19 protein-coding genes, 1 tRNA gene and 1 pseudogene are annotated in these 18960 nt (G+C 66.2%); 11 read left to right on the top strand and 10 right to left on the bottom strand.

Annotated elements, in window-relative coordinates; translation table 11 throughout:
- The first annotated feature begins 105 nt into the window (after nucleotides 1-105).
- From RVY76_RS11275 to RVY76_RS11260, 4 genes are read left to right on the top strand one after another with little or no spacing between them, the layout of a single operon-like run.
- Nucleotides 106-747, top strand: a complete 642-nt coding sequence (locus RVY76_RS11275) for a paraquat-inducible protein A (RefSeq protein WP_317374108.1) — start codon at nucleotides 106-108, stop codon at nucleotides 745-747.
- Nucleotides 717-1355, top strand: coding sequence for a paraquat-inducible protein A (locus RVY76_RS11270; protein WP_317374106.1), 639 nt, complete (start codon nucleotides 717-719; stop codon nucleotides 1353-1355). The genes RVY76_RS11275 and RVY76_RS11270 overlap by 31 nt, the downstream gene beginning before the upstream one ends.
- Nucleotides 1352-4210: an MlaD family protein gene (locus tag RVY76_RS11265; protein ID WP_317374105.1), complete on the top strand. Its 2859-nt coding sequence runs from the start codon at nucleotides 1352-1354 to the stop codon at nucleotides 4208-4210. The genes RVY76_RS11270 and RVY76_RS11265 overlap by 4 nt, the downstream gene beginning before the upstream one ends.
- 3 nt (nucleotides 4211-4213) lie before the next feature.
- Nucleotides 4214-4765, top strand: a complete 552-nt coding sequence (locus tag RVY76_RS11260) for a membrane integrity-associated transporter subunit PqiC (protein WP_317374103.1) — start codon at nucleotides 4214-4216, stop codon at nucleotides 4763-4765.
- On the opposite strand, the gene RVY76_RS11255 is transcribed toward RVY76_RS11260, so the two are convergent.
- The 5 genes from RVY76_RS11255 to RVY76_RS11235 all read right to left on the bottom strand — a co-directional run bounded on the left by RVY76_RS11255 (nucleotide 4766) and on the right by RVY76_RS11235 (nucleotide 8855).
- Nucleotides 4766-5725, bottom strand: a complete 960-nt coding sequence (locus RVY76_RS11255) for a DUF2927 domain-containing protein (protein ID WP_317374101.1) — start codon at nucleotides 5723-5725, stop codon at nucleotides 4766-4768. It abuts the gene before it with no gap.
- A 2-nt stretch (nucleotides 5726-5727) separates the two neighbouring features.
- Complete coding sequence (locus RVY76_RS11250) at nucleotides 5728-6873, bottom strand: toxic anion resistance protein (RefSeq protein ID WP_317374099.1); 1146 nt, start codon at nucleotides 6871-6873, stop codon at nucleotides 5728-5730.
- 9 nt (nucleotides 6874-6882) lie between these two features.
- Nucleotides 6883-7725, bottom strand: a complete 843-nt coding sequence (locus RVY76_RS11245; protein WP_317374097.1) for a 5-bromo-4-chloroindolyl phosphate hydrolysis family protein — start codon at nucleotides 7723-7725, stop codon at nucleotides 6883-6885.
- A 16-nt stretch (nucleotides 7726-7741) separates the two neighbouring features.
- A complete protein-coding gene (locus tag RVY76_RS11240; RefSeq protein WP_317374096.1) occupies nucleotides 7742-7945 on the bottom strand; it encodes a hypothetical protein in 204 nt (67 codons plus the stop codon).
- A 115-nt stretch (nucleotides 7946-8060) separates the two neighbouring features.
- Nucleotides 8061-8855, bottom strand: a complete 795-nt coding sequence (locus tag RVY76_RS11235; RefSeq protein ID WP_317374094.1) for a pseudouridine synthase — start codon at nucleotides 8853-8855, stop codon at nucleotides 8061-8063.
- A gap of 28 nt (nucleotides 8856-8883) precedes the next feature.
- On the opposite strand from RVY76_RS11235, the gene RVY76_RS11230 reads away from it, so the two are divergent.
- On the top strand, nucleotides 8884-9339 hold the full coding sequence (locus RVY76_RS11230; protein ID WP_317374092.1) for a nucleoside deaminase: 456 nt from the start codon (nucleotides 8884-8886) through the stop codon (nucleotides 9337-9339).
- On the opposite strand, the gene lipB is transcribed toward RVY76_RS11230, so the two are convergent.
- On the bottom strand, nucleotides 9336-10007 hold the full coding sequence (gene lipB / locus RVY76_RS11225; RefSeq protein ID WP_317374090.1) for a lipoyl(octanoyl) transferase LipB: 672 nt from the start codon (nucleotides 10005-10007) through the stop codon (nucleotides 9336-9338). The genes RVY76_RS11230 and lipB overlap by 4 nt on opposite strands.
- Before the next feature lie 148 nt (nucleotides 10008-10155).
- Between lipB and RVY76_RS11220 the strand changes: the two genes are divergently transcribed.
- Nucleotides 10156-10241: transfer RNA gene (locus tag RVY76_RS11220), tRNA-Leu, on the top strand.
- A gap of 30 nt (nucleotides 10242-10271) precedes the next feature.
- Here the strand turns inward: RVY76_RS11220 and gph are convergent.
- Nucleotides 10272-10922 carry a phosphoglycolate phosphatase gene (gene gph / locus RVY76_RS11215; RefSeq protein WP_317374088.1) on the bottom strand — a complete coding sequence of 217 codons (651 nt, stop codon included), beginning with the start codon at nucleotides 10920-10922 and terminating at the stop codon, nucleotides 10272-10274.
- A gap of 183 nt (nucleotides 10923-11105) precedes the next feature.
- On the opposite strand from gph, the gene RVY76_RS11210 reads away from it, so the two are divergent.
- The 5 genes and pseudogenes from RVY76_RS11210 to RVY76_RS11190 all read left to right on the top strand — a co-directional run.
- Nucleotides 11106-12206: an ABC transporter ATP-binding protein gene (locus tag RVY76_RS11210; protein ID WP_317374086.1), complete on the top strand. Its 1101-nt coding sequence runs from the start codon at nucleotides 11106-11108 to the stop codon at nucleotides 12204-12206.
- A gap of 82 nt (nucleotides 12207-12288) precedes the next feature.
- Nucleotides 12289-13437: an extracellular solute-binding protein gene (locus RVY76_RS11205; RefSeq protein ID WP_317374084.1), complete on the top strand. Its 1149-nt coding sequence runs from the start codon at nucleotides 12289-12291 to the stop codon at nucleotides 13435-13437.
- Nucleotides 13438-13540: 103 nt separating this feature from the next.
- The gene (locus tag RVY76_RS11200) at nucleotides 13541-13828 is read left to right on the top strand and encodes a DUF1330 domain-containing protein (protein ID WP_317374083.1); all 288 of its coding nucleotides are present in this window, start codon (nucleotides 13541-13543) and stop codon (nucleotides 13826-13828) included.
- Between the two features lie 3 nt (nucleotides 13829-13831).
- Nucleotides 13832-15580: an ABC transporter permease gene (locus RVY76_RS11195; protein ID WP_317374082.1), complete on the top strand. Its 1749-nt coding sequence runs from the start codon at nucleotides 13832-13834 to the stop codon at nucleotides 15578-15580.
- Nucleotides 15581-15592: 12 nt separating this feature from the next.
- Nucleotides 15593-16444 (top strand): annotated as a pseudogene (locus RVY76_RS11190) (ABC transporter permease); the annotation flags it as partial.
- On the opposite strand, the gene RVY76_RS11185 reads toward RVY76_RS11190, so the two are convergent.
- Genes RVY76_RS11185 through RVY76_RS11175 form a run of 3 tightly spaced genes read right to left on the bottom strand, consistent with a single transcriptional unit; the run spans nucleotide 16441 to nucleotide 18955 of the window.
- Complete coding sequence (locus tag RVY76_RS11185) at nucleotides 16441-17367, bottom strand: AEC family transporter (RefSeq protein WP_317374078.1); 927 nt, start codon at nucleotides 17365-17367, stop codon at nucleotides 16441-16443. The pseudogene RVY76_RS11190 and the gene RVY76_RS11185 sit on opposite strands and share 4 nt — an antisense overlap.
- Entirely contained in the window at nucleotides 17364-18161 is a 798-nt protein-coding gene (locus RVY76_RS11180; RefSeq protein WP_317374077.1) for an MBL fold metallo-hydrolase, read from the bottom strand. Before RVY76_RS11180 ends, RVY76_RS11185 begins: the two co-directional genes overlap by 4 nt.
- Nucleotides 18158-18955 carry a TatD family hydrolase gene (locus RVY76_RS11175; protein WP_317374076.1) on the bottom strand — a complete coding sequence of 266 codons (798 nt, stop codon included), beginning with the start codon at nucleotides 18953-18955 and terminating at the stop codon, nucleotides 18158-18160. The genes RVY76_RS11180 and RVY76_RS11175 overlap by 4 nt, the downstream gene beginning before the upstream one ends.
- Between the last annotated feature and the right edge of the window lie 5 nt (nucleotides 18956-18960).

Genomic DNA, 18960 nt, shown 5'->3' with positions numbered 1-18960 from the left:
CCGCCAGGGGGCGCGACGGCCCGTCGCTGGTCTTTGCCGTGCCGTTCGACTATCCATCCGCCAAAGGGCCGGCCGTCTCCGGCCCGCCCGAGACGGAGCCCGCGAATGACCGCCCGCGCCGAGGATCAGAACCACCTGAGCGACCTGATCGCCTGCCCGCAATGCGATGCCCTCTACGAGGCGTACGAACCGGGAAACGGCGAGCGATTTCTCTGCAGGCGCTGTCATCACACGTTGATCGCGCCGCGTAACGGAGCCTTCGTGCACGTGGTGGCGCTTGCCGTGACGGTGATGATCCTGATGATCGGAGCGACCTTCTTTCCGTTCCTGGGGATCAATGCGCAGGGGATCACCAATCGCGCCTCGGTCTTCGACGCGGCGCTTGCCTTCCTCGACGGCGGATGGATGGTGGGCCTGTCTTTCGCGGTCGCGGCGCTCATCATTCTCATCCCGGTACTGCGAGCGGGGCTGGTGATCTACGTGATCGCGCCGCTCGCCCTCGGGCGGGCACCGTTGCACGGTGCGCGCAAGGCCTTTCGCTGGTCCGAGGACCTCCGCCCCTGGTCGATGGCCGAGATCTTCGTGATCGGCGTGGCGGTGGCGCTCGTGAAGGTCAGCGACCTCGCGCGCGTGGAATACGGACCCGCATTCTGGATGTTCGCGGGCCTCGTGGTGGTGATCGTCCTGCAGGACGCAACGATGTGCAGATGGACCATATGGAAGACGCTGGAAGACAGACGCCCCTGACCACCGCGCGGGACGAAGGACTGGTCGCCTGCCGTCGCTGCACGCGGGTCTGGCCCGTCGGCACCGCGAAATGCGACCGCTGCGGCACCGCGCTCAGATCGCGGGACCTGAGCTCGCTCCAACGGGTCTGGGCGTGGCTCGCGGTGGGGCTCATCTGCTACATTCCCGCCAACCTCTACCCCATGCTGCGCACCCGCGTGCTCTTCACCTCCTCGGAGGATACGATCATCGAGGGCGCGATGGAGCTCGCCGCACATGGCTCTCTCGGCGTCGCGGTCGTGATCCTGGTGGCGTCGGTGCTGATCCCGGTCGGCAAGTTCGTGGCGATCGGGTGGCTTGCCTATTCGGTCGCGAAACCACTTTCGATGGAGCCGCATAGGCGCCACAAACTCTATGAAATCGTGGAATTCATCGGCCGTTGGTCGATGATCGACGTGTTTGTCGTTGCGATCCTGTCCGCTCTGGTGCAGCTAAATTTCGCGGCCGCCATCAACCCCGGTCCCGCGGCGGTAACGTTCGCGCTGTCGGTGATCTTCACCATGCTCGCGGCCCAAAGCTTCGATCCGCGCATGATCTGGGACACGAACAGGGAAAGCCTTTCGCGATGACAGACGATCCTTCCAGCCAACGGTCCGCCGGGGCCGCGACGCCCGAACTGCGCACTGCGCGCCGTTCGGTACTGTCGCGCCTGTCGATCGTCTGGCTGGTTCCGGTCCTGGCGCTCGTGATCTCGCTCACTGTCGTGTGGCAGAACTACGCAGATCGTGGGCCCCTCATCACCGTGCTCTTCGACAACGCCTCCGGCGTCCGGGCCGAGGAGACGCAGTTGCGCTATCGCGACGTGGTGGTGGGCGTGGTCGAGGCCGTCCGCTTTTCCGAGGATCTGGATCAGGTTGCGGTCGAGATCCGCGTCGACAAGGAAATCGGCGATTACATCGACGACAGCGCGCAGTTCTGGGTGGTGAGCGCCGAAGTCTCGGCACAGGGCGTCGCAGGGCTCGATACGGTTCTGGGCGGTGTCTATATCGAGGGCGACTGGGACGGTGTCGCGGGCGAACCGAGGCATCTTTTCGAGGGCGTCAGCTCGGCACCGCTCGTGCGTTACGGCGAGCGTGGCGTCTCCTTCGAGCTTCGCGGCGACAGCGTCGAGGGGCTCTCCGAAGGCACCAAGATCTACTATCGCGGAATCGAGGTCGGCCAGATCGCGAACCTTCGTCTCGGGGGCGATTCGAGCTCTGTCGTCGCGGACGGATTCGTGCGCGAGCCCGAGGCGAGGCTCATCACCACATCGACGCGGTTCTGGGACACGTCCGGGTTCACCTTCAGCTTCGGGGCGCAGGGCGCGCGGCTCGACGTGGCCTCCATCGCCTCGCTCGTCTCAGGCGGGATCAGCTTCGCCACGACCGTCTCCGGCGGCGAAGAGGTCACTTCTGACACCGTATTCCGGCTCTACGAGGACGAGGAATCCGCGCGGGGCTCCGTGTTTGCCGATTCGCTCGCCGGCGATCCGGTGCTGTTCTCGATCGTGTTCGAGGATCAGATCCAGGGGCTCGAGGTCGGTGCCGATGTCGAGTTCGGCGGCGTCTCGGTCGGTCAGATCGACGCCCTGACCGGCCTCATCGACGAGGAACTCTTCGGTGACCGCGAGATCCGCCTGCTCGTCACGGTCGAGATCCAGCCCGGCAATCTCGGCCTCGAGGGCGATGCGGACGAGGAGGTCGTCTACGATTTCATGGATTTCGCCGTGCGCAGCGGTCTCCGCGCGCAGCTGCAGAGTGCATCGCTGCTCGGCGGATTGCAGATCGGGCTCGTCCAGCTCGACGAGGTCCAGACCGCGAGCCTCGACATGGATGCCGACCCGTATCCGCAGATCCCCTCGATCCCCGGCGACGTCTCGGATTTCGCCGATACCGCGCAGGGCGTCTTCAACCGGGTCAACAACCTGCCGATCGAGGAGGTGCTGAACAATGCCATCGCCCTCATGTCGAGCGCCAACGAGATCCTGAACGACGAGGGCGTCCGCGATACCCCCTCCGAGGTGCTGGGCATCCTGTCGGCCGTGCGCAGCCTCGTCGGGTCCGACGGCGTGCAGGGGCTGCCCGACCAGGCCAACGACCTGATGCTGACGCTGAACGACACGGCACAGACCCTTCAGGGCGTCGTGGTCGAACTGCAGGATGCAGGGGCGGTCACGCAGCTGGTGGCCGCGCTCGACGCGGCCGAGGATGCGGCCAACGCCGTGTTCGTCGCCGTCGACGATTTCCCCGCCACCCTCGCCGAGATCGAGACCGCGGTTCAGAGCCTCGACAGGCTCATCAATTCGGTGAACGACCTGCCGCTGCAATCCGTGGTGGAGGAGACCGAGGGCACGATCGCCGCGCTTCGGACGCTGCTGGCGGCCCCCGAGACGCAAGGCCTGACCGGCGATGTCTCGGCCCTCCTGACCGAGGTCGAGGGCCTCATCGCCGAAATCCGCGAGGCCGGTCTCGTCGAGACTGCCGAGGCGACCCTCGTCGATCTGCGCGCGACCGTTTCCAATCTCGCGACCGAGCTGAACCCGCTCCTCGCCGAGGCACGCACCGCGATCACCAGCGCGCGCAGCAGCATCGACGGGGTGCCCCAGCTCATCGAGGGGATCGACACGCTGTCGCGCGACCTCTCGACCTTCGTGAACGATCTCGGCACGCTCCCGCTGTCCGAAGTCGTGGCGAATGTCGATGATCTCATCGCGGGGATCGACTTGCTCGTCACCCGCGTTGAGACGCAGGCGCTTCCGGGTGAGGTTACCCAGACGCTCGCCGCCGCGCGGCAGGTCATGGCCGAGATCGTGGAGGGCGGCGTGCTCGATCAGGCGACGCAGACTCTCGCCACGACCGAGAACGCGGTGCAGGACCTCACGCTTCAGCTTCGCGGCGTGCTGAGCGAGGCCGAGCGTGCCGCAGGCTCCGTCGCCGTTGCCGCCGAAAGCGCGCCCGAAGTCGTCGCACGTGCCAACCGCATCGCCGAAGACCTCGAGGAGCTCACAAGCGAGGCCACCCAGATCCCGATCGAGGAACTGTCGGCCCGCATCTCGACACTCGTGACCTCGGCCAACGACCTCGTCGCCTCCCAAGACACCCAAAGGCTTCCCGGTGCGCTTGCGGACACGCTCGAAGAGGTCCAGCGCCTGCTGATCGAGGTGCAGGAAGGCGGCCTCGTCGAGAACGCGAACCAGACGCTCGCCTCGGCTGAGCAGGCGGCCGACGCGATCCGCCGTGCGTCCGACGAGCTTCCGACCCTTCTCGACAGCACCAACGCGCTGCTGGCGCGGACGCAGGCGGTGATCGCGGGGTACGAGGCCAACGGACCGCTGGGCGCGCAGGCGCGCAGCACCCTTCGCGAGGTTCAGGAGGCCGCATCCTCCATCGATTCGCTGGCGCGACAGATCGAACGCGCTCCCAATTCCCTTCTTTTCGGACGGTAATCGATGAAACGCCTGACCCTTGCCTTCGCTCTTCTCCTAAGCGCCTGTGGCGGAACGCAGTTGCGCTACGAACTGCCCGAAGTCGCCGAGACGGCGCAGATCCCTGTGAGCTACGGCTCGGTCGAGATCCGCGACGTCTCGCTGCCGACCTATGCGCAGCAGGACATCATCTATGTCGAGGACGAGGACGGTGCTCTCGTGGGCGATACGGACCTGCTCTGGGCGGATGACCCGCAGCGCGCCTTTACCGAGGGTCTCGCCTTCCGGCTGGCCGCGCTCACCCGGGCGCGCGTCGCCTCCGAGCCGTGGCCCTTCTACGAGAACCCCGATGCGCGGATCGAAGTGCGGTTCTCCCGTGCTCTGCCCGAGAATACCGGCCGCTACCGCATCGCGGGACAGTATTTCGTGGCTTCCGTCGATGGCGAGCGGCGCGACACCGCCCGCAGGTTCGACCTGAGCGCCCCGATCGTCACGCCGACCTCGCCGGCCATCGCGGCTGCCAAGGCCGAGGTGATCGATCAGCTCGCGCAGCTCATCGCCCGCGACGGGCTCTGATCAGCTGGGGCCACCCATGATTTCGGCCGCGATCGTATCGACGATGGGCGCGGCCGTTTCGACGGTCATGCCGGGTGCGAGACGCGGATCGTAGAGGATCTCGAGCATCTGCTCGTCCATGTTCGTCAGCAGCGCGAATTCCTCGTCGTCGTTGAAGATCGAGGGTCGCGCGGCCGACCAGTCGTTCGGCAGGCCCATACCTTGCGAGATTTCCTCGTGCAGGCACGACAGCCGCAGCAGGTCGGGATGCTCGGCCCGGACGATCGCGATCGCCCGCGTGTAACGACCGGTATCGCTCGGATCGAGCGCGAAGACCACGCAATAGCTCGACCGCGGCATCGCCACGACCGAGGAAAGCGCGGCGTTCGAAAGGCCGGGCACGAGCCTGCGAAGCTCCGGCCCGAGCGCAAGGCGTTCATCCTCGTGAAGCGTGAAGACCGTGAAATTCCCGTTCTCCGGCACCACCGATACGGGATGCCCGCTCGCCCGTCCGAGCCGGTTGGCGAGCGCCACGATCTCGTTGCGGTCGCGGGCCTTGACCGCGTCCGTGACGGAGGGGCCGAACCGCGTCTCGATCCGGATGGGTCCTTCCCAGCGATGCAGTCTGCTCGGCGTCTCGCGCTGGACCAGACGTCCCGAACTTGTGTCGTATTCCTGATAAAGGGCGACCCGCACGAAGGTCTCGGCCAGGCGTTCGGCGTCGTACGGGGTATCCGGGCCCCCGCCATCCTGCCGCAGCAGGCCCTGCGCGACGAGGCCGTTCTCGATCCGGCGGTAGTAATCCCTCAGCTCGGCGCGGTCGGCCGGCTCTATGACGGGTTCCGGAGGCGGCGCGGGGGCGGGGGCCTGTCGTGCCGGGCGCTCCACGGGGCGGGGCACCGGGTCGACCGGTCGGCCCCCACCGCAGGCCGCGAGCAAACCGAGGCCCAGGGCCAGCATTCCGAAAGGCGCAAGGCGCATGGCTATCCCCGCGGCATCTTCGGGTCGGACGCGTCCGAAAGCGTGGCCCGAAGCTCGGCCTCCATGCCGCGCAAATCGTCCTCGGCCGTGGCGCGCCGCGAGCGGCCCTCCTCGGCGATCGCGAGCGAATCCTCAATCGTCGCGATGAGTTCGGCATTGGCGGCCTTCACCGTCTCGATGTCGAAGACGCCGCGCTCCATCTCTTCCCGGACCTTCGTGTTCGACCGGCGAAGGTTCTTTGCGTTCGAGGTCAGGAGTTCGTTGGTCAGGTCGGTCGCCTCGCGGACCGCATCCGCTGCCTCCTCCGAGCGACGGATGGTGACGGCCTGCGCAAGCTGCGTCTCCCACAGGGGGACCGTGTTCACGAGGGTCGAGTTGATCTTGGCCACGAGCGACTTGTCGTTCTCCTGCACCAGCCGGATTGAGGGAAGAGACTGCATCGTCACCTGCCGGGTAAGCCGCAGATCGTGCACCCGGCGGTCCAGATCGTCACGCGCACCGCGCAGGTCGCGCAGCCTCTGCGCCGCGACCACATCGCCATGCGCATCACTCTCGGCCTCGAGTGCGGCGATCTCCTCCTCGTCGAGGCGGCGCAGCCGTTCTTCCCCGGCGGCGATATAGATTCCGATCTCGTCGTAGAAGGCGAGCGTCTTCTCGTAGAGCTTGTCGAGCGACTTGATGTCCTTCAGCAACTGATGCTCGTGCGTCTGGAGATTGTCCGCGATCTCGTCTATCTGGCTCTGGACCTCCTCGAAGCGGGCCTTGAACCGTGCAACCGGGGCGGCGCGGCGCGTCACCTTTTCCCAGAGCGTGCGCGTGCGCCGCAGGTCGAGCTCGGCCACCGAAAAGCCCCTGAGCGCGGCGACCATGGAACGCAGATTGTCGCCCGCGGGGCCCAGATCCTTGTTCTGCACGTCGGCCAGCATGCTCTGGCTGATCTTCTGCAATTCGGCCTGCGCGGCACTGCCGAAGCCGATGATGGATCCGCTGTCGTCCATGTCGATCTGCCGAAGCCGGGTTTCGATCGCGGCGCGCGTTTCGGGATCCGCGTCGCGATAGCTTACGGGGCCGGTGCCGGGCTCGGGCAGGGGGGCGCGATCCGTGTCGAGTTCGGGGGCGCGGGGCATCGTGCGGGCGGGCTTGGACATCGGGCTCTCCTAGCTCTCGTCCTCGTGGTGGAGCGTTTCGCGCGCCAGACGGTCGCGCAGCACCTCGATCTCGACATCGAGATCTGAGCGGTCGTCGAGAAGCATCGTTTCGGTTCGTCTGGCAAAGCCGGTTTCGAGATCGTCCAGCAACGCGACATAATCGGCGCGCGCGTCCTTGTCACGCCGTCTCGAATAGAGCGCCGCGAACTTCTCCGTCGCGTCGCGTGCGCCCAACAGGTAGACCCCGAGCCAGCGCCGCGCCCCAGACAATTCCCGCGGATCGGCCTCGACCAGACGAAAGAGCCTGCGGGCCGTCGCCGAAAATCCTTCGACCCGCGACGAGAGGCCGCGATCGCCCAGCGGCTCGATCAGACGCCGCATCTCGGCCAGATAGGCCTCCGCCTCGTCCACCGCGCGGGCGATGCGATCCGACTGGAACCTGTCGAGCCCGGGACCGCCCTTGTCGCGCATCGGATCGGGACCGAAGGCCAGAACGTGCAGGACGACTCCGAGGACCGCAAAGATGACCGCGGCGACCGGATCGCCACCCGCGAGCCCCGCCAGCGCAAGCCCCCCGCCGGTGATCCCCGCACCGAGCAGCTTGCGCGGCAATGTCGGCCGCCGTGCGACCGCGCGGGCGTCGTAGGCATCCTCGGCCCTGAGCCCCTCGCGGGTAAGCCAGGCGGCACCCATCAGCGCGCCGAAGGCCAGCAGGTTCAGGAACAGGCCCATAGGGTCCGATCCGAAGGCACGGAAGACCAGCGGTACCGGCGCGATGAAGAGCGCGTTGACCCGCGCGCCCACGCGACTGCGTCGCCGTCCGCGCCACGTGCCGCGTGTTTCGTCGCTCATGATGCCTCCGGTCCGGTCATGCGCCGCCCCAGAGCGAGACGTAGAAGATCAGCGCGACGAGGATCAGGAAGGATGTCTTACGCATCAGGGCGTCTCCGGGCTCGGATCTCTGGGCAAATGTACCGGTCCTGCTCGCGATCCTGCGCCAGAGCGATTCGGCCCCGACGATGAGCGCCCAGAGGGCCAATACGATCGCGGCCACCAGAACCAGTCTCGCCATGACGCATGCACCTCCCTCGTCGCGGGCGAATGTCTCGCGCGCGAAACATTTCTGCGCGCCGGGCCCGATCATCCATCCAGATAAGTCGGCGCGCCGGAATTTTTAGGGCGGACGGCTAGGCTGTGCCGTCGCGCCTGCGCCGCTGGCGTTTGGGCTTGGGCTTCGCCTCGCCCTCATTTCCGAGCCCGAGCTGGTCGCGCAGCACGCGCGGTTTCACCTCCTCGACCATGCCGGGCTTCAGATCGCCGAGCCTGAACGGCCCGTAGGAGACCCGGATCAGCCGGTTGACCGGCAGCCCCACCTCGTCCATCGCACGGCGGATCTCGCGGTTCTTTCCCTCGCGAAGAGCGACCGTTGCCCAGGCATTGGCCCCCTGCTGCCGATCGAGCGAGACGGTCATCGGCTGGAACCGTTCCCCGTCGATCACGAGGCCGCGGCGCAGCGGGGCGAAATCCTCGTCCTTCGGACTTCCCTTCAGGCGCACGCGATATTTCCGGAGCCATCCGGTCGACGGCAACTCCAGCCGGCGTTTGAGCTCGCCGTCATTGGTCAGGAGGAGCAGTCCCTCGGATGCGATATCGAGCCGCCCCACGCTGAGGACCCGGGGCATTTCCTCGGGCAGCGCGTCGAAGACTGTGCGGCGCCCCTTCTCGTCGCGCTCGGTCGTCACGAGGCCTTCGGGCTTGTGATAGAGCCAGAGGCGCGGCGGTTCAGGCGCGTCGATGGGGGTGCCGTCGACCTCGATCCGGTCGGTTGGCGTGACGTTGAGCGCCGGGCTCGAGATCGCCTTGCCGTTCACGCGCACGCGGCCGTCGGCGATCAGTGTCTCGGCCACGCGCCGCGAGGCGCGGCCCGAACGGGCGATGACCTTGGCGATACGTTCGCCGGGGGGTGTCGTGGGGCTTGCCATGTCCCCCGCATATGGCGATCACCCCTCCATGCAAAGTCCCTTTCGTTCCTTCATGGATCTGGCACTGGCCGAGGCCCGTGCGGCGGCCGCCCGGGGGGAGGTCCCCGTCGGGGCTGTCGTGGTGGGTCCGGACGGTACGATTCTCGGCGCGGCGGGCAACGAGACGCGGGCGCTCCGCGACCCCTCGGCCCATGCCGAGGTTCAGGCGATCCGCGCGGCCTGTGTCACTTCGGGGGCCGAACGGCTTCCGGGATGCGACCTCTACGTCACGCTGGAGCCTTGCGCCGCCTGCGCGGGCGTTATCGCCGCGGCGCGGATCGCGCGGCTCTATTACGGTGCGGCGGACCCGAAATCGGGCGGCGTGGCGCAGGGCGCACGGGTCTTTTCGCACCCTCAGACCCATCACGCGCCGGAAATCTACGACGGGATCGCTGCGCCCGAGGCGGAAGCGCTGCTGCGCGGGTTCTTTCGCGAGCGTCGCTAGGCGCCGACGATCTGCGGTGCCTCGCCGAAGATGCCCTCGAAGTTGCGAAAGAGCGCGACGTCGAGATCGGCCATCGTCACCGGCAGGCCCAGATCGACAAGGGAAGTGACCCCGTGATCGCTGATCCCGCAGGGGACGATCCCGTCGAAATGGCCCAGATCCGGCTCCACGTTGATCGAAATGCCGTGAAAGCTCACCCATTTCGTGAGCTTGACGCCGATCGCGGCGATCTTGTCCTCGGCCGGCGCGCCGGAGGGGGCAGGGGGCCGTTCGGGCCGGACGACCCAGACGCCCACGCGTCCCGGCCGCAACTCGCCCGTCACGCCGAACTCGGCAAGCGTCGCGATCACCCAGGCTTCGAGCTGTCCCACGAATCGCCGGACGTCGCGGCCCCGCGCGCCCACATCGACCATGACGTAGACGACGCGCTGACCCGGCCCGTGATAGGTATATTGCCCGCCACGTCGCACCTGATGCACGGGAAAGCGGTCCGGCTCGCGCAGATCCTCCACTTTCGCCGAGGTGCCCGCCGTATAGAGCGGCGGATGTTCGAGCAGCCAGATCCGTTCGGCCGCGCGCCCCTCGCGGATCGCCGCCGCCCGACTTTCCATTTCCGACAGGGCGTCCTCGTAGGCGACCGGATCGGGGGAAACCTTCCATTCGACCATGTCGCCTGTTCCTCGCCGGATGCCTGCGTTCGCCGCCGCTTTTACAAGGCGGGCGAACCCTCCGCCAGAGCTGCGAAAAGATTTGGGAAAACCCCCTTCACAAGCCCAATCCGTTTCGCTAAGTAGCCGCCACCCGAGCGCGAGAGATGCGGTTGTGGCGGAATGGTAGACGCGCAGCGTTGAGGTCGCTGTGGGGTAACACCCGTGGAAGTTCGAGTCTTCTCAACCGCACCATCTCTCCGCTCGGGTCTCAACTCCCCCATGTCATTCTGAAATGATCGTCTCGGCGATCGCGGGAAAGTCGCTCCAATCGTCGAACGCCGCGCGATTGGGCAGCCCCTCGGGTGCGGTCTTGCGGTAGCCCCTCGTGAAGAGCGCGAAGGGCATCCCCGCGTTCTCGGCCGTTTCGCAATCCGTTTCGCTGTCTCCGACATAAAGGCAGTGCTCGGCCCCGAGCGCACTCATCGCCATGCGCAGGGGCGCGGGGTCGGGTTTCTTCACGGCAAGGCTGTCGCCGCCGATCACCGCGTCGAGCCGCCGCGCCAGGTCGAAATGCTCCAGAACGTACTGCGTCGCGGCGATCGGCTTGTTCGTGCAGAGCCCGAGCCGGTGCCCCCGCGCCCGAACCGCATCGAGCGCCTCGAACGCCTGATCGTAGGGCTGCGTCAGCTCGACCGCGTTTTCATAGCGGGCGAGGAAGCGTTCGAGAACCTCGTCCCGTGCGTCCGGCGGCACATCCAGCGCGTCGCATGCGCGGCGTACCAGAACCGGCGCGCCGCGTCCGATGAAGCCGCGCACCCGTTCGAGGGAAAGCTCCGGCACGCCGAGCGGCCCAAGCGCCCGGTTGAGCGTCGCATGAATGTCGGGTGCTGAATCGATCAGCGTTCCGTCCAGATCGAAGATGATGGTGCCCATTCGCGCCCTTCCGTTCACGGTCCGCCTCGAATGTCCGCATGGCGGGCGAAGCGCCCGCAGATCGCGTGGCTCCCGTAGGGGAAACGCGAAAAACTGCGCGACTTGCTTGCATTGTGGTCGGTCGATGAGTTTAGTTCTGCTCAAGGTCGCGACAATGACGGCCACCTAAAGGGAGATGATCTGTTGCCAGAGGGCAAGAGCAATCAGGCGTTCGTCGAGTTCGAACGTGTGCAAAAGAGCTATGATGGCGAGACTCTCGTCGTCAAGGATCTGAACCTGTCGATCGGCCGGGGCGAGTTCCTGACCATGCTCGGGCCCTCGGGGTCGGGAAAGACCACCTGCCTCATGATGCTCGCGGGCTTCGAGACCGCCACGCATGGCGAGATCCGGCTCGACGGGGCCGAGATCAACGACATCCCGCCCCACAAGCGCGGCATCGGGATGGTGTTCCAGAACTACGCGCTCTTCCCTCACATGACGGTGGCCGAGAACCTCGCCTTCCCTCTCGAAGTGCGGAAGATCGGCAAGTCCGAGCGGGAAGAAAAGATCAAGCGCGCCCTCGACATGGTCCAGATGGGCGATTTCGGCGGCCGCCGTCCGGCGCAACTTTCGGGCGGACAGCAGCAGCGGATCGCGCTGGCGCGGGCCCTTGTGTTCGAACCGGAGCTCGTGCTGATGGACGAGCCGCTCGGCGCGCTTGACAAGCAGCTTCGCGAGACGCTGCAATTCGAGATCACGCGTCTCGCCCACGATCTGGGCATCACGGTCGTCTACGTCACGCACGACCAGACTGAGGCCCTGACCATGTCGGATCGCGTGGCGGTCTTCGACGACGGGCGGATCCAGCAGCTGGCCTCGCCGGACGCGCTCTACGAGCAGCCGCAGAACAGCTTCGTCGCGCAGTTCATCGGTGAGAACAACACGTTGCTCGGCAAGGTCGTCTCGCTCGAGAACGGGCGCTGCGTCGTGCGGCTGGATGCGAGCGGAGAGGAAATCGACGCCGTTCCGGTCAACGTGAACAAGGTCGGTGACAGGACGCTCGTCTCGATCCGGCCCGAGCGGGTCGAGTTCGACCCCGATTGGGGTGAACGGGCCCTGACGCTCGATGCCGAGGTGCTCGAATTCATCTACATGGGCGATGTCTTCCGGACCCGCCTGAAGGTTGCCGGGCGGGACGACTTCATCGTCAAGACGCGCAACCGCGCGGACCAGACCCGGCTGAAGCCCGGTCAGAAGGTCAAGATCGGCTGGTTGCCGGAGGATTGTCGCGCGCTTGATCCATGATGCTGCGCGCAACGCGATCCGGGCAACCGACCCGGACGGCGGTGAACACCGCGAAGGCAAGAAAAAACAAGGAGATAAAGACGTGAAACTGAAAACGATCATGATGAGTTCGGCAGCGTTCGCCGTTGCCGCCACAGGTGCTCTGGCACAGTCCGAGACCCCCGACAGCCCCGTCGCAGGCGAGCCGATGTCCAACGAGATGACGATCGTCTCCTGGGGCGGTGCCTATCAGGAGAGCCAACTCAAGGCCTATGTCGAGCCCTATCTCGAGATGCATCCCGATGTGACCGTCACCTGGGACGAAAGCTCCGCCGAGGCGGTGGCCGGCATGCGCGCACAGGCCGAAGCCAACAACATCACCTGGGATCTCGTCGACGTGACCGCCGCCGACGCGATGCGCCTCTGCGACGAGGGCCTCGCGATGGAGGTCGACATGGACGATCTCGCGGCCCCCGCGCCGGACGGCACGTCCGCCAGCGAGGATTTCGGCGACGAGATGCTTGTCAGCGACTGCTTCATCCCGCAGATCGCCTATTCCTACACGTTCGGCTATCGCAACGACGTCGAGGCCTGGAACGGCCAGGAACCGACGGAGATCTGCGATGTCTTCGACCTCGAGACCTTCCCCGGCCAGCGCAGCCTCGAGCGGCGTCCTCACAATAACATGGAATGGGCCCTGATCTGCGACGGCGTCGCGATGGACGAGGTCTACGACGTGCTCGAGACCGATGAAGGCCAGCAGCGCGCCTTCGACAAGCTCGACACGATCAAGGACGACACCGTGTGGTGGACCGCCGGTGCCGATACGCCGCAGCTTCTGGCCGACGGCGAGGTGGTTTTCGGTTCGACCTACAACGGTCGCCTCTTCAGCCTCATCGCCGAGCAGGATCAGCCGGTCAGCATGATGTGGGATGCGCAATCCTACGATCTCGACGGCTGGATCATTCCCGAAGGCCTCGCCGAAGAGGACCTGAACCGCGTGAAGGACTTCCTGTGGTTCGCGACCGACACGCAGCGTCTCGCTGATCAGGCGAAGTACATCAGCTACGGTCCGGCCCGCTCCTCGTCGGCTCCGCTGGTCGGTCAGCATGCCGAGCTCGGCATCGACATGGCCCCGCACATGCCGACCAACCCTGACAACGCGTCGAACGCCTTCGTGCAGAACTACGAATGGTGGGCGGATTACCGCGACGATCTCGACGCCAAGTTCCAGGCCTGGCTCGCCCAGTAATCGAACCTTCGGGAGGGCGCGCCCTTGCGCGCCCTCCGATCCTGCGGGGCCAGAACCGGCCCCGCCTATCCGCTGAAAATTTAACGCCGTCAGGGAGGCAATCATGCCCAAGGGTTATATCGTCGGTCATATCAAGGTGACGGATCCGGACGGCTATCCCGAATATGTCCGTCGCGACACCCCCGTGCTCGAGAAGCACGGCGCGCGCTTCATCGTGCGGGGCGGCCAGTCCGAGACGCCCGAGGGCGAGGAGATGGGCCGTCACGTCGTGATCGAATTCGACAGCTACGAGGCCGCCAAGGCTGCCTACAACGACCCCGAATACCAGGAAGTCGCCGATATCCGCCGGCGCTGCGCCGAAAGCACCATCATTCTCGTCGAGGGGACCTGAACCATGACGCGGTCGAGCGCCACGGGGCCCGACGCCTTTACCGGCGCGACCCCCGACAACGCGTTGCGGGACGCCGACCGCGCCGAGATGGTCGCCGCCGACGGCACGCCGCTGAAGCGATCGCTCAACCGCGCATTGCGCGCTCAGAAATTGCGGGCGCTGGCACTGATCGCGCCGCTGCTCATCTTCGTCCTGGTGACCTTCGTGGCACCGATCGTCGACATGCTGTTCCGCTCGGTCGAGAACGACATCGTGAGCGAGAACCTGCCCCGTACCGTGCAGGCCCTCCAGGATTGGGACGGTACCGGCACCCCCGACGAGGAGGCGTTCCGCGCGCTCGGGGCCGATTTCGTCGTGGCGAGCGAACGGCGCAACCACACACGCGTCGGCAGCCGTCTCAACTACGAGACGACGGGCATCTCCTCGCTGTTCCGGCAGACGGGCCGCGATGTCGACGAGATCGGAGAGATCTACACCGACCAGTTCGTCGAGCTGAACGAGGCGTGGGAAGACCCCGCGACCTGGATGACGCTGATGGCGTCCGAGGACTGGCTCGACGAACGTGAGGACTGGCTCGCCGCCGAGGCCGAGGCCGAAGCCGCGCAGGAGGCCGCCGAGACCCGCGACGAGCGGCGCGCCCTGCGGTTCGAGGATCCCGAGCCGGCCTTCGAGCTCAGCGACCTTGCGACCGATGCCCTGCCGCGCACCGCCGCGATCTACGACGATTTCGCACGTGTCATCCAGGTCGAGGACGAGGACAGCCCGGCCGAGGAGGAACCCTGGAACATCGTGTACCAGGCTCTCTACGAGGATCTTTCGGCCGGTCGGGGCGAGGGATACGAGGGCGAGGCTGCATCCCTGCTCTCGGCCGCGCGCGAAGCCGTGCCGGGATTCGAGACGATGTCCGTGCGCGATTTCTTCCTGGAGGAGATCGACGAGGATTGGGCGGATCCGGAAATCTGGGGAACGATCAAGGCGTTCTCCGATCCCTATACGGCAGGTTACTTCCTGACCGCGGTCGATCTGCGACTGACGCCCGACGGGATCGAACGTCAGCCGGAAGGCCAGCAGATCTACATCCTGCTCTTCGAGCGGACGCTCTTCATGTCGCTCATGATCATGGGAAGCTGCGTGCTGCTCGGCTATCCGATCGCGTTTCTTCTCTCGAACCTGCCGATGCGGACGTCGAACCTTCTCCTGATCCTCGTGCTGCTGCCGTTCTGGACCTCGCTTCTGGTGCGCACGAGCGCGTGGAAGGTGCTGTTGCAACAGCAAGGCGTCATCAACGACATTCTCGTCTGGCTCGGCGTGATCTCGAATGCGGGGCGGCTCGCGCTCATCAACAATCAGACGGGCACGATCATCGCGATGACGCATATCCTGCTGCCCTTCATGATCCTGCCGCTCTACTCCGTGATGAAGACGATCCCGCCGCATTACGTACGCGCCGCGAAATCGCTCGGCGCGACGAACTGGACGGCATTCTGGCGGGTCTACTTCCCGCAATCGGTGCCGGGGATCGGCGCGGGCTGCATCCTCGTGTTCATCCTGTCGATCGGCTACTACATCACGCCCGAACTCGTCGGTGGAACGACCGGCACGTTCATCTCGAACCGGATCGCGTATCATATCTCGACATCGTTGAACTGGGGGCTGGCCGCCGCGCTCGGAACGATCCTGCTGGTCGTGGTGCTGGTGCTCTACTACCTCTACGACCGGCTCGTCGGGATCGACAACGTGAGCCTCGGATAAGGAGACGCACCGATGGAACTGCCTCCCTATGCGACGCCGGGCCAGAAGCTCTGGTTCTACACCTTCCGGGTGATCTGCGGGCTGATCTTCTTCTTCCTGATCGCCCCGATCGTCACGATCATCCCGCTGTCGTTCAATGCCGAGAACTTCTTCACGTTCACACCGGGCATGCTCGCCTTCGATTCCGAGGCGTATTCGCTGCGTCATTACCGCGACTTCTTCCAGAACGCCCAATGGCAGGCCGCGCTCTGGAACTCGGTCAAGATCGCGCCGGCGGCGACCATCCTGTCGGTGGCGCTCGGCACCCTCGCCGCCGTTGGCCTGTCGCAGAGCCACGTGCCCGCACGCCGTGCGATCATGGCGATCCTCATCTCGCCCATGATCGTGCCGCTCATCATCTCGGCTGCGGGGATGTATTTCTTCTACAGCCGGATCGGTCTGCAGGGGACCTATATCGGTGTCGTCCTGGCCCATGCCGCGCTCGGCATTCCCTTCGTCATCATCACGGTGACGGCGACGCTCGTGGGGTTCGACCGCTCGCTGACGCGGGCCTCGGCCAATCTCGGGGCAGGGCCGGTGCGCACATTCTTCAAGGTGCAGATGCCCCTCATCCTGCCCGGGGTCGTGTCGGGCGGTCTCTTCGCCTTCATCACCTCCTTCGACGAGGTGGTCGTCGTGATCTTCGTCGGCTCGGCCGAGCAGAAGACCCTGCCATGGCAGATGTTCATCGGTCTGCGAGAGCAGATTTCGCCGACGATCCTCGCGGTGGCCTCGATCCTCGTCGCGATCTCGATCGCCCTCCTGACGACGGTCGAATTGTTGCGCCGCCGGTCGGAGAGGATGCGCGGGATGAGCCCCGGCTAGGGCAGGATCACGAGCCACGCCCAGACGCTGACGATCGAGACGACCGTCCCGACCAGCACGCCCGACGCGGCGGTGCGCTGTGCCGCGCCGTAGATATTCGCGAAGATGTACGTGTTGACGCCGGGGGCCATGGCGGCGGTGATCACCGCCGCGCGCAGCGGCACGGTGCCGAGGCCGATCGCCGAGCCGATCAGGTATGTCACCCCCGGATGCAGCACGAGAGAGCAGAAGCATACGAGCCCGATGAGCTTCAGATCGCCCTCGGGCTTGTAGCGGAAGAGAATGCCGCCCAGCCCGAAGAGCGCTGCGGGCAGCGCGGCCCGGATCATCATCTGCAACGCATCGTCGAGAATCCGCGGGATCGTCAGGCCGGTGAGGTTGACGACGAAGCCGAGTGCAATCCCGATGACGAGCGAGTTGTTGAACATCGCACGCGTGACCTTCGCCGGAAGCCCCGCCAGCGATTGCCCACGCGCCCGGACGAGCTCCATCACCGTGACGCCCAGCAGATAGCAGAAGGGCGCATGCACGGCGATGATCGCATAGTTGAACCGCAGGCTGTCGCTTCCGAAGGCGCGCTCGGCGATTGGCAGCCCGAGCAGGACGGAGTTCGAGAACAGGCCGCAGAAGCCGATCGCGACCGAATCCTCCCAGTTGCGGCCGAAGGCACGCGCCCCGACGATCCCGGTCGCGAAACCCGCGACCGCGCCGACATAGAAGGGGACGAGGATATCCAGGCTGAACTCGTCGCCGAGGTCGATCGTCGCGATCGCCTGGAAAAGCAGGCAGGGAATGGCGAAGCCTTGCGTGAAGGCCATGAGCCCGTCGACCGCGCTGTCGGCGAAAAGCCCGCGCCATGTCGCCACGTAGCCCGCCGTGATCAGGATGAAGACGGGCAGGACGACGTCGACGAGCGCGCTCATTCCCCGGGGCTCAGGATCATGCCGTCGAAGGCGGGCTCCACATTCGGGGGGGTCTCGGCGCGGACCGTCTCGAAATCGAGATCGACATGCATGTTGGTCAGAACGGCTCGCCGGGGGGCGGCGCGTGCAATCCAGCCGAGCGTGTTGTCGAGATGCGAATGGCTGGGATGCGGCGAGCGACGCAGCGCATCCACGATCCAGATGTCGAGATCGCCGAGCGCGGCCCAGCCATCCGCCCCGATTTCCGAGACGTCGGGAAGATAGGCCACGTCACCGACGCGAAAGCCCAGCGCAGTGATCGCGCCATGGGTCACGGGAAACGGCGTGAGCGTGACCGTACCGCCGGCCCCGGTGACCTCGACGGGCCCGTCGATGAGATTGAGATCTAGGATCGGCGGATAGCTCGACCCGGGCGGTGTCCGGAACGCGTATCCGAAGCGCGCGGTGAGGCTGTCGCTCGTGGGGCCGTCCGCCCAGACGGGCAGTTTGCGACGGGTGTTGAAGACGACCATGCGCAGGTCGTCGATCCCGTGACAGTGATCGGCATGGGGGTGCGTGAAGACCACCCCGTCGAGCTCTCCCACGCCCGCGTCGAGCAGTTGCGCGCGCAGATCCGGCGAGGCATCGATCAGGACCCGCGTGGTGCCCCCCGCCCCCGTCCGCTCGACCAGGATCGAGCAGCGGCGACGATGGTTCTTGCGATTGTCGGGGTCGCATTCGCCCCAGATCCCGCCGAGCCGTGGCACGCCACCCGACGAGCCGCAGCCGAGGATGGTGAAGCGCAGATCGCTCATTCGGGTTTCCAGGCGGCGGCCTTGGCGAACAGGCGCTCGAAATTCGACTCGGTCAAGGCGGCGAATTCCGCATAGTCGAGCCCGAGCGCCTCGGCCCCCTTGCGGGCGGTATGCGCGGTATAGCCCGGCTCGTTCCGCTTCCCGCGATGGGGCGGGGGGGCGAGATAGGGGCTGTCGGTCTCCACGAGGATCCGGTCGCGCGGCGCGGCGGCGAAGATCTCGCGCAGCGCGCCACTCTTCGGGAAGGCCGCGATGCCCGACATCGAGAGATAGAAGCCGAGCCCGAGCGCCGCCTCGGCCAAGGCCGCGCTTGAGGAAAAGCAGTGCATGACGCAGCCATAGGCCCCGGCGCGGTGTTCTTCCGTCAGGATCCGGGCCATGTCCTCGTCCGCGTCGCGCGCATGGATGATGAGCGGCAGACCTGTGCGCCGCGCCGCCTCGATATGGAGGCGCAGGCTTTCCTGCTGAACCTCGGCGCTGTCGGCGGTGTAATGGTAGTCGAGCCCGGTCTCGCCGATGCCGACCATCTTCGGATGCTCGGCCAGCGCCTCGAGTTCCTCCACGCGCGCCATGGGTTCGGACGCCGCGCTCATCGGATGGGTTCCGGCGGCCCAGAAGACGGGCGCATGCGCCTCGGCTATGGCGCGAACCTCGGGGGCCTGCCGCAGCTTGGTGCAGATCGTGACCATCCGCGCCACGCCCATCTCGGCCGCGCGGGCGACGATCTCGGCGCGTTCGCCCTCGAAATCCGGAAAGTCCAGATGGCAATGGCTGTCGGTTATCCTGGGTGTCATGGCGG

Source organism: Palleronia sp. LCG004, assembly GCF_032931615.1.
Lineage (GTDB): Bacteria > Pseudomonadota > Alphaproteobacteria > Rhodobacterales > Rhodobacteraceae > Palleronia.
The sequence above is the reverse complement of the archived record's forward strand: the minus strand, read 5'-3'. Positions and strand labels throughout refer to the sequence as shown.

Bases quoted from the DNA above. Each gene is read 5' to 3' on its own strand.
- RVY76_RS11175 (WP_317374076.1), bottom strand. From the start codon at position 18,955: ATGACACCCAGGATAACCGACAGCCATTGCCATCTGGACTTTCCGGAT.
- RVY76_RS11180 (WP_317374077.1), bottom strand. From the start codon at position 18,161: ATGAGCGATCTGCGCTTCACCATCCTCGGCTGCGGCTCGTCGGGTGGC.
- RVY76_RS11240 (WP_317374096.1), bottom strand. From the start codon at position 7,945: ATGGCGAGACTGGTTCTGGTGGCCGCGATCGTATTGGCCCTCTGGGCG.
- RVY76_RS11235 (WP_317374094.1), bottom strand. From the start codon at position 8,855: ATGGCAAGCCCCACGACACCCCCCGGCGAACGTATCGCCAAGGTCATC.
- lipB (WP_317374090.1), bottom strand. From the start codon at position 10,007: ATGGTCGAATGGAAGGTTTCCCCCGATCCGGTCGCCTACGAGGACGCC.
- RVY76_RS11255 (WP_317374101.1), bottom strand. From the start codon at position 5,725: ATGCGCCTTGCGCCTTTCGGAATGCTGGCCCTGGGCCTCGGTTTGCTC.
- RVY76_RS11230 (WP_317374092.1), top strand. From the start codon at position 8,884: ATGCAAAGTCCCTTTCGTTCCTTCATGGATCTGGCACTGGCCGAGGCC.
- RVY76_RS11185 (WP_317374078.1), bottom strand. From the start codon at position 17,367: ATGAGCGCGCTCGTCGACGTCGTCCTGCCCGTCTTCATCCTGATCACG.
- RVY76_RS11275 (WP_317374108.1), top strand. From the start codon at position 106: ATGACCGCCCGCGCCGAGGATCAGAACCACCTGAGCGACCTGATCGCC.
- RVY76_RS11250 (WP_317374099.1), bottom strand. From the start codon at position 6,873: ATGTCCAAGCCCGCCCGCACGATGCCCCGCGCCCCCGAACTCGACACG.
- RVY76_RS11245 (WP_317374097.1), bottom strand. From the start codon at position 7,725: ATGAGCGACGAAACACGCGGCACGTGGCGCGGACGGCGACGCAGTCGC.
- RVY76_RS11260 (WP_317374103.1), top strand. From the start codon at position 4,214: ATGAAACGCCTGACCCTTGCCTTCGCTCTTCTCCTAAGCGCCTGTGGC.
- RVY76_RS11270 (WP_317374106.1), top strand. From the start codon at position 717: ATGGAAGACGCTGGAAGACAGACGCCCCTGACCACCGCGCGGGACGAA.
- RVY76_RS11195 (WP_317374082.1), top strand. From the start codon at position 13,832: ATGACGCGGTCGAGCGCCACGGGGCCCGACGCCTTTACCGGCGCGACC.
- RVY76_RS11200 (WP_317374083.1), top strand. From the start codon at position 13,541: ATGCCCAAGGGTTATATCGTCGGTCATATCAAGGTGACGGATCCGGAC.
- RVY76_RS11265 (WP_317374105.1), top strand. From the start codon at position 1,352: ATGACAGACGATCCTTCCAGCCAACGGTCCGCCGGGGCCGCGACGCCC.
- gph (WP_317374088.1), bottom strand. From the start codon at position 10,922: ATGGGCACCATCATCTTCGATCTGGACGGAACGCTGATCGATTCAGCA.